Source organism: Collinsella sp. CLA-ER-H7, assembly GCF_040092345.1.
Lineage (GTDB): Bacteria > Actinomycetota > Coriobacteriia > Coriobacteriales > Coriobacteriaceae > Collinsella.
This window is the reverse complement of record NZ_JBBNLT010000005.1, coordinates 36,886-50,342: the sequence shown is the minus strand read 5'-3', so window position 1 is coordinate 50,342 and position 13,457 is coordinate 36,886. Positions and strand designations below refer to the sequence as shown.

Here is a 13,457-nt window from a genome sequence, read left to right as displayed (position 1 = left end):
GTTACGCTCATGTCGTATACGGTGACCGAGGCCACGGTCGTCTTTCCCGATAAGAAGGCGGCCTCCTCGTTCTCGAGCGGGTATGCGTCCAAAAAGCCTTGCGCACATATCGATTGTGAGCTTGAGGGCGGTTTTGAGCGGTCCATTTGGATTCCCGTGCGGGTCGCGCGGCTGTATGTCAAAAACCGCCCCGATCTTCCCTGTGATTGGGACAACTTCCGTGAGGCGGTGCAGCTCATTGAGCGTAAATGTGCACTTACCATGGTGACCGAGATGTTATCGCGCCGCGACCATGCGACGGGTGAGGTCCGTGACAAGCTGGCTCGCTACGGCTTTCACCAGCCTGCGATTGATTTCGCCGTCGAGCGCGCCACCGAGTATCGCTTTTTAGACGAGAGCCGCTTTTGCTCGTACTTTATCGAGGAGCGCAAGCGGCGCGGTTGGGGACAGCGCAAAATCGAGACCGAGCTCAAGCGCCGTCATGTCGTGCTCGATGACATTCCCGGTTATCCCGAGGATTATTTTGCCGTCGAAGACGATTTGACGCGTGCGTCAGCCCTGCTCGCCAAGCGTCGTGTTCCAGAGACGCGCGGATTCGAAAAACTGGTTCGGTTTTTGATGGGCAAGGGCTTCTCGTATCACATCGCCGCCGATGCCGTTAAGGCACGTCTCGATGTCGAACGCGAGGAATGTGCAGTTTAGGCGTATGCGCTTTGTTGCCCTGCCGTTCACCGCGTTTTAGCCGCCGTGCTGGGGCCATTTATTTGACAGTTGTTGTGGTTCAACGTACGATAAACACTGTCATTTGCTTTGTGATATGTGCTCATCTGTGATGAGTTTGTTTATATGTTTATCTGTATCCGACCCGCATAAGCTGCGCCCATATTACTCAAATGTCGCGAGCCGTTCGTAAGGACGGTTCGCTTTGTTGTGTAACGAATCCATAAAAGGAGTGAGCATGCCTATCATCGCAGCGCTCGTTGGCATCGTTTTGGGTGCCATCGCCGCCATTGCCTACATGCGCACCGCCAAGCAGGGTAGTCTTCACGAGGCCGACGAAAAGATCCAGTCGGCACACGCACAGGCTGAGTCCCTGATCGGTGATGCTAAGCGTCAGGCCGAGACCCTCAAAAAAGAGGCTCTGCTCGAGGCTAAAGAGGAGATCATCAAGAACAAGCAGGCCGCCGAGGCCGAGGACAAGCAGCGTAAGAGCGAGATTCGTACGCTTGAGAACCGCGTGATGCAGCGCGAGGAGTCCCTTGATCGCCGAAACGACGCTCTCGACAAGCGTGAGCACCAGCTGTCCAGCCAGGCCGGTCAGGTCGAGAAGCGCTCCCGCGAGCTTGAGGAGCTCTGCACTAAGCAGACCTCCGAGCTCGAGCGTATTGCCGACCTTACCCGCGAGGACGCCCACAAGGAGCTCCTCGATAAGGTTCGCGGCGAGGTCACCCACGAGGCCGCCACGATCATTCGCGAGTCCGAGCAGCAGGTTCGCGCCGAGTGCCACAAGACCGCCCAGGAGATTCTGTCCCTGGCGATTCAGCGCTGCGCTGCCGACCACACAGCCGAGGTCACCGTTACCTCCGTGCACATTCCCTCTGATGACCTCAAGGGCCGTATCATCGGTCGCGAGGGTCGCAACATCCGGACCTTCGAACAGGTTTCCGGTGTCAACCTCGTGATCGACGATACGCCCGAGACCGTCGTTCTTTCGAGCTTCGACCCGGTCCGTCGTGAGACCGCTCGTGTTGCCCTCGAGAACCTCATCGCCGACGGCCGCATTCACCCCGCTCGCATCGAGGAGATGTATCACAAGGCTGCCGACCTGGTTCAGCAGCGCGTGCGCGAGGCTGGCGAGCAGGCTGCCTTCGATACCGGCATTCACGACCTGCATCCCGAGATCGTCAAGACCCTTGGTGCCCTGCGCTACCGTACTTCGTTTGGTCAGAACGTGCTTCAGCACTCCCTCGAAGTCTCTGACCTGTGCGGCGTGATGGCTTCCGAGCTTGGCCTGGACGTTGTGACCGCCAAGCGCGCCGGCCTGCTGCACGACCTTGGCAAGGCAATCGACCACGACGTCGAGGGCCCGCATGCCGTCATCGGCGCCGAGCTTGCCCGCCGTTATGGTGAGAAGCCCGTTATCGTCCACGCTATCGAGGCTCACCATGCCGATGTCGACCCCAACACGGTGCTCGATGTCCTGGTACAGGCCGCCGATGCCGTCTCCGCCTCTCGCCCCGGTGCCCGTCGCGAGTCTGCCGAGAACTACATCAAGCGTCTTGAGAAGCTCGAGGAGATTGCCAACTCCCATGAAGGCGTCGAGCGTACCTATGCCATGCAGGCTGGTCGCGAGGTCCACGTCATGGTTCAGCCGGACAAGATCTCCGATGCCCAGTCCACGGTCCTGGCTCACGATATCGCCCATCAGATCGAGGAAGAGATGGAGTATCCCGGTCAGGTGCGCGTCGTCGTGATTCGCGAGAGCCGCGCTGTCGATATCGCTAAATAACATGAGCGACGCGAACGAGCTCATCTCATTTATCGCGTCGATGTCGGGGGAGGGCAACCTTCGCGTCGAGGAGAACCTTGGCGAGGGGTATGTCCGCCTCCGCGTTTCGGAGGCCGAGCGGCGCCAGGCAAAACACGACATTCAGCATGTCGAGGATATCGTCATCGAAATGCTCCGTAATGCTCGCGATGCCGGCGCCGACAAGGTCTATCTCGCCACGACCAAGGAAGATGGCGTCCGCACGCTTGTCTTTCTGGATAACGGTTCGGGCGTTCCGCAGGATATGCAAGAGCGAATCTTCGATGCCCGCGTTACCTCCAAGCTCGAGAGCATGAAGATGGACCGTTGGGGCGTTCACGGTCGTGGCATGGCATTGTTTTCGATCAAGCAGAACACCGACGAGGCCCGTGTGGTCACGTCCGGCGTCGATCTTGGTTCAGCCTTTAAGGTGAGCGTTGCAGCCGACCGCCTCAGTGAGCGTGCCGATCAGTCCAGCTGGCCCCAGGCCGTCAAGGATGAGGACGGACGTTATGTCTGTGCTCGCGGCCCGCATAATATTATTCGCGCTGCCTGTGAGTTTGCGCTCGAGGAGCTGCGTGGTTGCGATGTCTATCTTGGTTCTCCGTCTGAGATTGCCGCGACCCTTTATGCTCAGGCGTCAAGTCGGCTCGATACGTCTCGTCTCCTGTTTATTGATGACGAGAGCGAGCTTCCGGTTGTCGATCGTTTAGGCCTTGCCTCTGATGCCGAGGACTTTATCCGTATCTGCTCGGGTTTGGGTCTTGGGATGTCCGAGCGCACGGCACATCGCATTTTGGCAGGGCAGATTAAGCCCGTTCGCGGTGTGACCGCGCGTCTGCTGCGCGAGCGTGATTCGTCCTCGCATGCGCCGGCTCCTGTCGATCTCGCGAAGGATCGTCGCGGGCTACGTATTGCCAAGGATGACATGGCACAGTTTTCGCGTGCTGTGGAGCGGGACTTCAATGACCTTGCCGCCAGGTACTATCTCAACCTTTGCGGCGACCCAAAGATTCGTGTTTCGCGTGATCGAATCACTGTGACCTTCGATCTTGCCAAAGAGGAATAGTGCCTTTACCGAGTCCTCTCGGTACGATACAGTTATTGCAGTTAAAACGTACTTTTAAACGCAGGAGTTTCTTCATGGATTGCCTGAAGGTATCAAGCAAATCATCGCCCGCGTCCGTTGCCGGCGCCATCGCCGGCATGGTCAAGGATGGTGTACCCGTCAACATCCAGTGTGTCGGCGCCGGTGCTGTCAACCAGGCCATTAAGGCCGTTGCCATCGCGCGCGGTTTTTTGATCCCAACCGGTTTTGATATTTCCTGCGCGCCCGTGTTCTCCGACATTCTCATTAACGGGGAGTCGCGCACGGCCATCCGCCTTTCTATCTACGTTCACCAGATCAATCGAGCTGCTATGGATAACGTCGTCATGGATGATGTTAAGCCTGTGGCATAGCTTCTGCTAGCCTCGTTTCGCTCCCCAACGTTAGGACTTATGCACATGGATCAGCGTTCCGTACGCGATATTCTTGCCGGTAAAACCTACTTTATCCGCACCTTTGGCTGCCAGATGAATCAGCACGACTCTGAGCGCGTGAGCGGTCTGCTCGATTCGTATGGTTGCCTCATGGCGCTCGATCTTGAGCATGCCGATATCGTTGTCTTCATGACATGCTGCGTGCGCGAGGCCGCCGATACTCGCCTGTACGGTCAGTGCAATTCCTGCAAAAGCCTGCCGCCTTCGCCTTCGGGCAAGCGTGTGGTTGCCGTGGGCGGCTGCATCGCGCAGCGTGATGGCGAGGGACTGCTCACCAACGTCGATAACGTCAATGTCATCTTTGGCACGCATTCTATCGCACATGTGGCCGAGCTCATTGCCGAGGCGTTCCTTGACGGCAAGCGTCATATCCGCACCAATGAGCATGAGGATACGGATGCCATGAGCATGCCGTGGCATCGAGAGACCCAGTATCACGCTTGGGTGCCCATCATGACGGGCTGCAATAATTTCTGCACCTATTGCATCGTGCCGTACGTGCGCGGTCGCGAAAAGAGCCGCCCCTTCGAGGAGATTGTCGACGAGGTGACCGGTTTGGTGCGCCAGGGCGTGCGTGAGATTACGCTGCTGGGCCAAAACGTTAACTCATATGGTCGCGATCTGTTTGGCAAGCCGCGTTTTGCCGATCTGCTGCGTGCCGTGGGCGATACGGGTGTGGAGCGCATCTTCTTTACGTCTTCGCATCCCAAGGACCTGTTGCCCGAGACCATCGACGCCATGGCCGAGACGCCTGCCGTTATGCCGCAGCTGCACTTGGCCGTCCAGTCAGGTTCGACGCGGATCCTCAAAGAGATGAATCGCCGTTATACACGTGAGGACTATTTGGGCCTGGTCGATCGCATTCGCAACCGTATGCCCGATATCGCGCTCTCGACCGACATTATCGTTGGCTTCCCAGGCGAGACTGAAGAAGACTTTGAGCAGACGCTCTCGCTTGCCGAGACGGTCCGCTATGCCCAGGCCTATACCTTCATCTACTCCAAGCGCGCTGGTACCCCGGCCGCCGAGATTGATGATCCCACACCGCACGAGGTCATCCTTGAGCGCTTTAACCGTCTGGTCAAGGTTATCGAGACGACAGCGCACGAGTACAACCAGGGTGAGCTCCATACCGTGGTGCCTGCGCTCATTGAGGGTACGAGTAAAAAGAACGATGCGGTGCTGCTGGGCAAGAGCCCCAAGAATCAGACCGTTCATGCGCCCATTCCCGAGGGATATAGCATCGACCAGCTTGTCGGTAAGATCGTTGATGTTGACGTCGACGTTGCTAAGACGTGGTATTTGTCAGGCTCCGTTGTGGGTGAGCCGCGCTAATGATTTCTCCCGGGGCAGGTCTTTCCGCCGTTGCGATCGTCGGTCCGACGGCGGTTGGTAAAAGTGACGTCGCTGACCGTTTGGCCGCTCGCCTTTCGTCTGAAGTGCTGTCGTGCGATGCGATGCAAATCTATCGCGGTATGGATATCGGCACCGCAAAGATGACGCCCGATGAGTGTACGGCGCCGCTGCGTCTCGTTGACATCGTAGAGCCGGGCGTCGCGTACTCTGCGGCGCTTTACCAGGCAGACGCTCGCGCGCATGTTGAGCGCCTGCTCGGGTCTGGACGTCTTCCGGTGTTTTGCGGGGGTACGGGCCTGTATCTCAAGGCCGCCCTCGATGAGATGGATTTTCCCTCGGGAGAACTTGAGGACGATCGCCGTGCGGGTTATCAGGAACTTGCCGAGCGCATTGGTGAGGAAGCGCTGCATAAGCTGCTTGCCGAGCGCGATCCTGAGTCTGCCGCGGTCATTCATCCTCATAATGTGCGCCGCGTGATTCGTGCGCTCGAAATGCATGATGACGGCGTTTCCTACGCACAGCAAAAGTCACAGTTTAGTGTTCCATGTGAGCATTATCATGCCTTGTGGTTTGGCTTGACACACAATCGTGAGCTGCTTTACGAGCGCATTAACCTGCGCGTTGACCTCATGTTTGAGCAGGGTCTTGTTGATGAGGTCCGTGGCCTTATGGACCAGGGGCTTGAAGATGCGCTCACTTCGATGCAGGCGATTGGCTACAAAGAAATCATTGATGCTTTTAACGGTGTGATGACTATGGATGAGGCTCGTGAACTCATTAAGATGCGTTCGCGTCGCTATGCCAAGCGTCAGCTTTCGTGGTTTAAGCGCGACGATCGTATTGTGTGGTTCGATATGGACGAATATACGGTCGATGAGGTCGTTGAGGATATCTTGCATCGCATCAAGGCTGACTGATGGCCCAGTTTCCCCTCGTTCCCACAGCACCCGAGCCTGAGCGTGCCATTCTTGTCGGCGTCGAGTGGCGCGACAATGCGTGGCCGCTCGATCGCTCGCTCGATGAGCTTGAGCGCCTGGCGCACACGGCTGGCGCCCGGTGTGTTGCTCGTTTGTCGCAGCGACTGGTTAAACCCTATCCTAAATCGTTTATCGGTTCCGGCAAGGTTGAAGAGCTGTGCGGCTTAGTGCATCGCATGGATGCCGATGTCGTTATTTTTGACGACGATCTGACGCCTTCACAGCAGTCCTATCTGGAGAAGGCCGTGGGCGAACCGGTTAAGATCATCGATCGCACGGCGCTCATTCTTGATATTTTCGGCCTGCATGCCCAGACGCGCGAGGGTCGTCTACAGGTGCAGCTGGCGCAGCTTCAATATCTGTTGCCTCGTCTGCGTGGCATGTGGAGCCATCTTGCCAAGGAGCAGACGCGCGGCGGCATCGGTTCGCGCTTTGGCCAGGGTGAAAGCCAGCTCGAGGTTGACCGTCGCTTGATTCGCAATAAGATTGCCGCGCTTCGTCGTGAGCTCAAGCAGGTTGAACAGCATCGCGATGTCCAGTCCAAGAGCCGCATTGAGTCACCGGCGTTTCGCGTCGCGTTAGCCGGTTATACCAATGCCGGTAAATCGACGTTGCTCAATCGCCTGACCGGCTCTACGGTACTTTCGCAGGACAAGCTGTTTGCTACGCTCGACCCGACGACGCGTTCGTATCGCCTGCCCGGCGGTCGCGGCATGACGATTACTGATACCGTCGGCTTTATTCAAAAGCTGCCGCATGGTCTGGTCGATGCCTTTAAATCGACGCTGTCCGAGGTGTTGGGTGCCGATCTAATTCTCAAAGTCGTAGATGCGTCTGACGAGGACTATGAGCGGCAGCTTGAGGCTGTCGACCGCGTTCTTGATGAGATCGGCGCTGGAGAGCGTTTAACGCTGACCGTATTCAATAAAATCGATCTTCTCGATAGCGTTGATCGTCTGAGCTTCCGTCGTCGTTATCCCGAGGCCGTGCTGTTCTCGGCCCAGACGGGCGAGGGACTCGACGATTTCGTCGACCGTATTGCTCGTGAGGCGGCTGCTACCGATGTGTTGCTCTCTGCTGATATCCCGTATCGCGAGGGCGCCCTCATCACGCTGGTGCATGAGCAGGGAACCCTTTTGCACGAGGAATATCTTGAGGACGGCGTTCGTATTGTGGCGAAGCTGCCGGCCCGTATCGCGCCGCGGCTCAAGCGTTATCGCACCGAGTAGACGAGCTCCAAAAAGCCCAGAATAATGGGTTGATGCAGCAGATAAAAGGGGAGTGCATGACGTCCAAGGCTGGCGAGCGCCGGCAGGGGGTTGGCGTAGGCCCAGCTTAGGGCGGTCTTATCGATTCCCTGCGCTATATGTGCGGCGAAGTATCCTGCAAGATACATAAAGATAAACGGGATGATGGGGTAGTAATCACCTGAAACAAACCCAAGGCTCGGAAATCCCAGCCACGCCAGGTAGGGGACAGGGTAGATCGTTTTGGGGATACTCCAGGTGAGGGCGAACAACACAAGGCATAGCGACATGCCCCATCTCGCCGATATCTTCTTAAGGACGGGATCGGTCAACGCCACGATGCCGGTACATGCGGCCATGCAGTAGATGATGCCAAAATTAACCGAATCGTCGACTGAGACAAGTGTTGTTGCCAGCCAGACGACGAGTGCTGCTAAGGCGTATTTGGCGGCACGTTTGATATTGTTGCGCGAAAGGGTGCACATCCAACCCGCGATAAACAAAAATACCCAGCTGATGCTGGCGCGCCAGATGTCTTGAAAGACGGTCTGGGTAAACCAGGGCATATCCCAGTCGTACAGGTAGGCGAGATCGTAGCAAGCGTGAAAACCTGCCATTGAAATCATCGTAAACCCGCGGACGGTATCAAAGATGGTGATGCGTTTTTGCATTACGAGAACCGGCGCATTAAGCCGACGACTTTGCCCAAGATGATGGGATTCGTTGCATAGATAGGCTCCATGGTGTCATTCTCGGGCTGCAGGCGTACGCGTCCCTGCTCCTTGTAGAACGTCTTGACGGTCGCTGAACCATCAATCATGGCCACGACAATTTCGCCGTTCATGGCACTCTTTTGTTCACGGACGATGATGTAATCGCCATTGAAGATGCCGACATTGATCATTGAGCTCCCATGCACCTCAAGGATAAAGGAACCCTGATCAGTGGCGATTTCGGTCGGGATAGTAAAAGTGTCTTCGATATTCTGCTCGGCCAGAATGGGAATCCCAGCCGCGACGCGACCAACGAGCGGTAGCGAGACCGTTCCGCGAGGTGCGGTGGGCTCGTCAGATTTAGAAATTGAGACAGAGGAACCGTCCTCGTTAAAGAGTTCCAGGGCGCGCGGTTTGGTGGCATCGCGCTTGAGTAGCCCGCGCGCCTCCAGGGCAGAGAGATGGGCGTGCACGGTGCTGGGAGAGGATAGGCCCACGGCAGAAGCCATCTCGCGCACGCTGGGCGGATAACCCTTCTCCTGTTGATATTCCTTGATGAAGTCGTAAATTTGCTGCTGACGCTTGGTAATTTTGCGAGCCATCAGGGCATCCTCTCTACCCATGTCAAACAAATGTTCGAATTTTGCTTGACAGGAACAACTGTTCGAAGATAATAATAACCGAACATTCGTTCTCGCGCTAGACATTTTTGTCCGCGCGGCTTGATAAAACTGTTCTCAGCAAAACACGCGAGAGGAGAACATGATGAACGCAACGAATATGGTCCAGGGAAACCTCGCCCTTAAGCTCGAGACGCCTGCCGCGCCCGCTTTTACTGTTGTCAAGGGTGGACGTTCCGGTTATCAGCCTTTGCCCGTAAAGTCTGCTCGCACTCAGTATGCTGTTGCCGCGCCGACTCCCGCTGCCCTGAAGGTCTCGACGATTGTTGCCGTCGCCGTTGCGCTCACGCTCTTTTTTGTCCTCGCTACGTCGGTCTTTAGCGCTCGTCACGCCGCGTATGCCGAGTCCGTTTCCAACGTTACCTACGAGACCATTCGCGTTCAGCCTGGTGATTCTCTTTGGTCGCTTGCCGAGGAATATCCAATCGAAGGCCTTTCCACGCAAGAGACTTCCGACATGATCCGTAACGTCAATCATCTGGAGCATGGTTCGCTCGCCGCCAGTGCGCATCTTAAGGTTCCTGCTCGTTCGTAATCATTATCGCGCTGCGCATGGTACTCTTGTTATCGTTTAAGAGGAGGTACCATGCGCTGTCCTAAATGCGGCAAGGCACATACCCGCGTCGTTGATTCCCGTATGCAGGAGTCAAATAACACCATTAAGCGCCGTCGCGAATGTTGCTCGTGTAACTACCGCTTTACAACGTTCGAGCGATGCGAAGACCCAATTGAGGTCATTAAGTCGGACGGAACTAAGCAGCGGTTCGATCGCAATAAGCTGCTCGTCGGCTTGATGCGTGCCACCATCAAGCGCGATATCGACACTAAGAAGCTCAATGAGATTATCGACGATATCGAGGTCGAGCTGCGCTCTCGCACGCTGACGGCCGTCACGTCGCATGAGTTGGGTGACATGGTGCTCAAGCGCTTGGCCAAGATCGATAAGGTGGCGTACATCCGCTTTGCCTCGGTCTACCGCGATTTCAAAGACGTCGATGAGTTTCTGCAAGAGCTCGACAAGCTAAGGTGATTCCATGTCCTGCATTACCGTCAACATAAAGCGTCTCGACCCCACTGTCGAGCTTCCCAAATACGCCCATCCCACCGATGCCGGCTTGGATCTGCGCTCCAACGAGGACTGCGTCCTGAAGCCCTTCGAACGTCGTCTGGTCTCTACCGGGCTGGCCATCGCCCTGCCCGATGGCTACGCCGGCTTCGTCCAGCCCCGCAGCGGTCTCGCCATCAAGCAGGGCCTGTCTATAGTCAATACGCCTGGCCTCATCGACGCCCACTACCGAGGAGAACTCAAGGTTATCCTCATCAACCTGGACCCCTCAAACAACATCCAAATCAACAAAGGCGACCGCATAGCCCAACTCGTCATCCAAGAAGTCCCCACGGTTAACCTCATAGAAGTAGAAGAACTAGACGAAACCGACCGAGGCAACGGAGGCTTCGGCTCCTCCGGCGTCGCCTAGTTGCTTCCGTCCGCTCACCCGTGGGAGGACCCTATATATCATCCCATGCTCAAACATTCTCGCTGCGCTGCGAAACTGCGCGTGGGACGATATATAGGGCCCTCCCACGGGTGAGCTACGTTTGCATGCTTGTAACTACCGTGCCTCTTCGCTGGAAGCTGATAGCATTAATCGATTTGTAAGCCGGTGCGACAAGGGAGTTTCTCCTTTGTCGCACCGGCTTTCTAGTCGGATTGCAATTTGTTTTCAAGCAGGAAGCCTCTCGTCCGGGACTCACCCATATCGTTCCACGCGCAGTTTCGCAGCGAGCGCAGCGAAGCGAGAATGTTTGAGCATGGAATGATATGGGTGAGTCCCGGACGGGTGGGATTAGTGCGCCCTGCGAAGCGAGAATGTTTGAGCATGGAATGATATAAGGGCGGCTCCGGCAGAGCGGCGGACATTCGACTAGCGGATATGCGCGGGCTTTCCTCCCCAGTAGAAGCGGCAGAAGGCTCGTTTGCGCTTTTGGGGTTTGCCTACGAGCTCCATGGTGGCGATGGCTATGTCTTCGGCTGCGTGGGGGCGGCGTAGTACTTCGCCGTTGATGAGTAGGGCTTTGAGTGATTCGGGATGGTCGTGCAAGTGACGTAGGGTTACGATGAGTTCACGTGCGGTGGTGACGTGCATGCTGGCGCCCATGCCGGTAAGCATCGTGGTGTTGGCCTTTTCCTGACCGTATGATTTGCCCAGCAGGATCATCGGCAGATGAGCGCACAGGCACTCGGTGACCGTGAGTCCGCCTGATTTGAGGATTGCCAGGTCGCAGCCGTGCATGAGGGCCGCCATGTCGTCCACGTAGTCCAGAACCGTGACGTTGTCGAGCTTCATGGCGTCGAAGAGCGTCTTGAGTCGGGCGGCGTATTCCTTATCCTTGCCCGGTAAAAAGACAAAGTGCATGTCCTCAAAGCTGCGTAAGAAGGGGAGCGTGTGGTCCATCGCGGCACGGAAACGCACGTATGGTTGGGGCAAACTGGCGCCGGCCATCACCAATACGACGGTTTTGTCTATGGGGAGATTGAACTTGCTCAGCTCTTCCTCGCGATCGTAATTTGAATCGAAACCGGCTCGGATGGGGATGCCCGTTATGCGGATCTTTGACTCGGGAACTTTGCGGGGGCGCAGCGTTTCGGCCATAAACTCGTTGGCCACGCAGAACAGGTCGGTGTCCTTGTGGGGCCAAAAGCCTTCGACTTCATAGTCTGTTGGTACGCAGATGACCGGATAATCGATACCCGTAATAACGCGGGCACCCACGGCAACATTGGCTGCTGTGATGTGCGTTGCGACCACGGCTATAGGCCTGCGGCGACGAATATATTCGTTGAAGGCGGGGAACATAATTCGCGACCATGCCGTGCCGCCACCCCAGAGAAGATGCCCCGTAAGCGTATATCGCCAGGTCAGGTCGTAAATGGGGCGTGTTGCTCCCGTAAAAGAAGCCGCGGTCTTATTGCCGTCGAATTTAATACGTCCAAAACCAAGGATATCGAGCACTTCAATTTCAATATCCTCAGGGATTCCCTTGGTGCCGCGGATAAGGTCAAATGCTTGTGCAATCGCGTTGGCGGCGGCTTTGTGGCCCGATCCAACTGATGCGTGCACAATGGTTACCAGGGGTTTTTGTGCAAGTAAAACGGTCATTTGCTCCGGTTGGGGAGTGGCTTGCATGGGCAGGGGAGCGCTATTGCTCGTCTGCGTTTGATCCATCGATAACTCCCCTTCAGCTTTGTTACGCGATTTATCATTGTAGTGCATGAGTGTCATGTTCACGTAAATTTGGGTATGAGCGCAAAGAACGACAACGTTTCGACGAGAGGATTCTTCATGACTACCGATCAGCCGATTGATGTTGCGATTATCGGTGGAGGCCCCGCGGGCTATGCTGCCGCCATTTACGCTGCGCGTGCCAACCTGACGACGACCGTGATTGAGCAGGGCATGTCGGGTGGACAGATCGCCACGACCAATGAGGTCGAGAATTATCCGGGCATTCCGCTCTTGAGTGGCGCCGAACTCGGCGAGCGTTTTCAGCAACATGCAGAGGGGCTGGGAGCGCAGGTTACATGGAGCATGGTTACGGGTATCGATTACGATGCCGATGCAGCGCTGTTTACGGTGCATCACGATATGGGCGATACGCTTGCCTCGAGCGTTATCGCTTGCATGGGTGCCACGCCGCGTCCGGCAGGTTTCGCTGGCGAGGATACCTATCGCGGTCGTGGCGTTTCATATTGCGCAACATGTGACGGCATGTTCTTCCGCGGCAAACAGGTCTTTGTAATCGGTGGTGGCAATTCGGCATGCGAAGAGGCACTGTTCCTGTCAGACATTGCCAGCAGTGTGACCATCGTGCTGCGCCGCGACCAGTTCCGTGCGCCTGATGGTGTTGTTCAGAAAGTACTCAAAAAGGACAATATTACAGTTAGGTACCAAACTAGTATTGTTGAGCTTTCTGGTGAAGCGATGCCCACGACAATTACGTTCAAGGACAATGCAAGCGGTAAGACGCATGCTGAGACCTTTGAGCCTGGCTCGTTTGGCATCTTTGTCTTTACCGGGACGCAACCCCATACCGAGCTTGTTGAGCATCTTGTCGATCTGGCGCCTGATGGCGGCATTCTGACTGATGAATCCATGGCGACCCGCACGCCAGGTCTATTTGCTGCTGGCGATATCCGTTCCAAGCGCTTACGTCAGGTTGTGACCGCCGTTTCTGACGGAGCCATAGCAGCAACGGGCGCATACGCGTTTCTCCGCGGATAAGTACGATAATATATCTTATGTAAGGTTGCTATCTTTAAAACAAAGTGGTTGGACGGTGCATCAATGTGCTGTCCAACCACTTTTACTTTCCTGCTATATAGTATGCAAAACTAGATAACCTAGAATACAATA

The 13,457-nt window shown here is 56.1% G+C and carries 14 protein-coding genes; 11 read left to right on the top strand and 3 right to left on the bottom strand.

All coding sequences use genetic code 11. The features are described from left to right. Window positions 1–9 precede the first annotated feature (9 nt). From AAAX75_RS04230 to hflX, 7 genes are all read left to right on the top strand, one after another. Complete coding sequence (locus tag AAAX75_RS04230; protein ID WP_349091211.1) at window positions 10–702, top strand: regulatory protein RecX; 693 nt, start codon at window positions 10–12, stop codon at window positions 700–702. Between the two features lie 256 nt (window positions 703–958). After that, entirely contained in the window at window positions 959–2,509 is a 1,551-nt protein-coding gene (rny, locus tag AAAX75_RS04225) for a ribonuclease Y (protein ID WP_055309902.1), read from the top strand. Between the two features lies 1 nt (window position 2,510). Further along, window positions 2,511–3,596 (top strand): ATP-binding protein, encoded by a 1,086-nt coding sequence (locus tag AAAX75_RS04220; protein ID WP_035138498.1) that lies wholly within the window; start codon window positions 2,511–2,513, stop codon window positions 3,594–3,596. Between the two features lie 74 nt (window positions 3,597–3,670). Next, window positions 3,671–3,988, top strand: a complete 318-nt coding sequence (locus tag AAAX75_RS04215) for a stage V sporulation protein S (RefSeq protein ID WP_006235982.1) — start codon at window positions 3,671–3,673, stop codon at window positions 3,986–3,988. A gap of 45 nt (window positions 3,989–4,033) precedes the next feature. After that, window positions 4,034–5,404 carry a tRNA (N6-isopentenyl adenosine(37)-C2)-methylthiotransferase MiaB gene (gene miaB, locus AAAX75_RS04210; protein ID WP_161115796.1) on the top strand — a complete coding sequence of 457 codons (1,371 nt, stop codon included), beginning with the start codon at window positions 4,034–4,036 and terminating at the stop codon, window positions 5,402–5,404. Further along, window positions 5,404–6,342, top strand: a complete 939-nt coding sequence (miaA, locus tag AAAX75_RS04205) for a tRNA (adenosine(37)-N6)-dimethylallyltransferase MiaA (RefSeq protein ID WP_349091209.1) — start codon at window positions 5,404–5,406, stop codon at window positions 6,340–6,342. Before miaB ends, miaA begins: the two co-directional genes overlap by 1 nt. Then, entirely contained in the window at window positions 6,342–7,631 is a 1,290-nt protein-coding gene (hflX, locus tag AAAX75_RS04200; RefSeq protein ID WP_349091208.1) for a GTPase HflX, read from the top strand. The genes miaA and hflX overlap by 1 nt, the downstream gene beginning before the upstream one ends. Here hflX and AAAX75_RS04195 read toward each other — a convergent pair. Together AAAX75_RS04195 and lexA are read right to left on the bottom strand one after the other, a co-directional pair. Then, window positions 7,616–8,320, bottom strand: a complete 705-nt coding sequence (locus AAAX75_RS04195; protein ID WP_035138489.1) for a heparan-alpha-glucosaminide N-acetyltransferase — start codon at window positions 8,318–8,320, stop codon at window positions 7,616–7,618. The two genes, hflX and AAAX75_RS04195, sit on opposite strands and share 16 nt — an antisense overlap. After that, window positions 8,320–8,964: a transcriptional repressor LexA gene (gene lexA / locus AAAX75_RS04190; RefSeq protein WP_035138488.1), complete on the bottom strand. Its 645-nt coding sequence runs from the start codon at window positions 8,962–8,964 to the stop codon at window positions 8,320–8,322. Before lexA ends, AAAX75_RS04195 begins: the two co-directional genes overlap by 1 nt. 163 nt (window positions 8,965–9,127) lie before the next feature. Between lexA and AAAX75_RS04185 the strand changes: the two genes are divergently transcribed. Genes AAAX75_RS04185 through dut form a run of 3 tightly spaced genes read left to right on the top strand, consistent with a single transcriptional unit; the run spans window position 9,128 to window position 10,520 of the window. Next, window positions 9,128–9,577 carry a LysM peptidoglycan-binding domain-containing protein gene (locus AAAX75_RS04185; RefSeq protein WP_035138484.1) on the top strand — a complete coding sequence of 150 codons (450 nt, stop codon included), beginning with the start codon at window positions 9,128–9,130 and terminating at the stop codon, window positions 9,575–9,577. 51 nt (window positions 9,578–9,628) lie between these two features. Further along, window positions 9,629–10,072: a transcriptional regulator NrdR gene (nrdR, locus tag AAAX75_RS04180; protein WP_022093781.1), complete on the top strand. Its 444-nt coding sequence runs from the start codon at window positions 9,629–9,631 to the stop codon at window positions 10,070–10,072. A 4-nt stretch (window positions 10,073–10,076) separates the two neighbouring features. Then, window positions 10,077–10,520 carry a dUTP diphosphatase gene (dut, locus tag AAAX75_RS04175; RefSeq protein ID WP_035138481.1) on the top strand — a complete coding sequence of 148 codons (444 nt, stop codon included), beginning with the start codon at window positions 10,077–10,079 and terminating at the stop codon, window positions 10,518–10,520. Between the two features lie 447 nt (window positions 10,521–10,967). Here the strand turns inward: dut and AAAX75_RS04170 are convergent, their stop codons facing one another. Beyond that, window positions 10,968–12,269, bottom strand: a complete 1,302-nt coding sequence (locus tag AAAX75_RS04170; protein ID WP_349091207.1) for a glycosyltransferase — start codon at window positions 12,267–12,269, stop codon at window positions 10,968–10,970. 117 nt (window positions 12,270–12,386) lie between these two features. On the opposite strand from AAAX75_RS04170, the gene AAAX75_RS04165 reads away from it, so the two are divergent. Next, a complete protein-coding gene (locus AAAX75_RS04165) occupies window positions 12,387–13,325 on the top strand; it encodes an FAD-dependent oxidoreductase (protein WP_349091206.1) in 939 nt (312 codons plus the stop codon). Window positions 13,326–13,457 lie beyond the last annotated feature (132 nt).

What these genes read in the sequence shown, in the direction of transcription:
- miaB (WP_161115796.1), top strand. Translation starts at nt 4,034, where the DNA reads ATGGATCAGCGTTCCGTACGCGATATTCTTGCCGGTAAAACCTACTTT.
- AAAX75_RS04185 (WP_035138484.1), top strand. Translation starts at nt 9,128, where the DNA reads ATGAACGCAACGAATATGGTCCAGGGAAACCTCGCCCTTAAGCTCGAG.
- AAAX75_RS04215 (WP_006235982.1), top strand. Translation starts at nt 3,671, where the DNA reads ATGGATTGCCTGAAGGTATCAAGCAAATCATCGCCCGCGTCCGTTGCC.
- AAAX75_RS04220 (WP_035138498.1), top strand. Translation starts at nt 2,511, where the DNA reads ATGAGCGACGCGAACGAGCTCATCTCATTTATCGCGTCGATGTCGGGG.
- AAAX75_RS04195 (WP_035138489.1), bottom strand. Translation starts at nt 8,320, where the DNA reads ATGCAAAAACGCATCACCATCTTTGATACCGTCCGCGGGTTTACGATG.
- AAAX75_RS04170 (WP_349091207.1), bottom strand. Translation starts at nt 12,269, where the DNA reads ATGGATCAAACGCAGACGAGCAATAGCGCTCCCCTGCCCATGCAAGCC.
- nrdR (WP_022093781.1), top strand. Translation starts at nt 9,629, where the DNA reads ATGCGCTGTCCTAAATGCGGCAAGGCACATACCCGCGTCGTTGATTCC.
- AAAX75_RS04230 (WP_349091211.1), top strand. Translation starts at nt 10, where the DNA reads ATGTCGTATACGGTGACCGAGGCCACGGTCGTCTTTCCCGATAAGAAG.
- lexA (WP_035138488.1), bottom strand. Translation starts at nt 8,964, where the DNA reads ATGGCTCGCAAAATTACCAAGCGTCAGCAGCAAATTTACGACTTCATC.
- rny (WP_055309902.1), top strand. Translation starts at nt 959, where the DNA reads ATGCCTATCATCGCAGCGCTCGTTGGCATCGTTTTGGGTGCCATCGCC.
- miaA (WP_349091209.1), top strand. Translation starts at nt 5,404, where the DNA reads ATGATTTCTCCCGGGGCAGGTCTTTCCGCCGTTGCGATCGTCGGTCCG.
- AAAX75_RS04165 (WP_349091206.1), top strand. Translation starts at nt 12,387, where the DNA reads ATGACTACCGATCAGCCGATTGATGTTGCGATTATCGGTGGAGGCCCC.
- hflX (WP_349091208.1), top strand. Translation starts at nt 6,342, where the DNA reads ATGGCCCAGTTTCCCCTCGTTCCCACAGCACCCGAGCCTGAGCGTGCC.
- dut (WP_035138481.1), top strand. Translation starts at nt 10,077, where the DNA reads ATGTCCTGCATTACCGTCAACATAAAGCGTCTCGACCCCACTGTCGAG.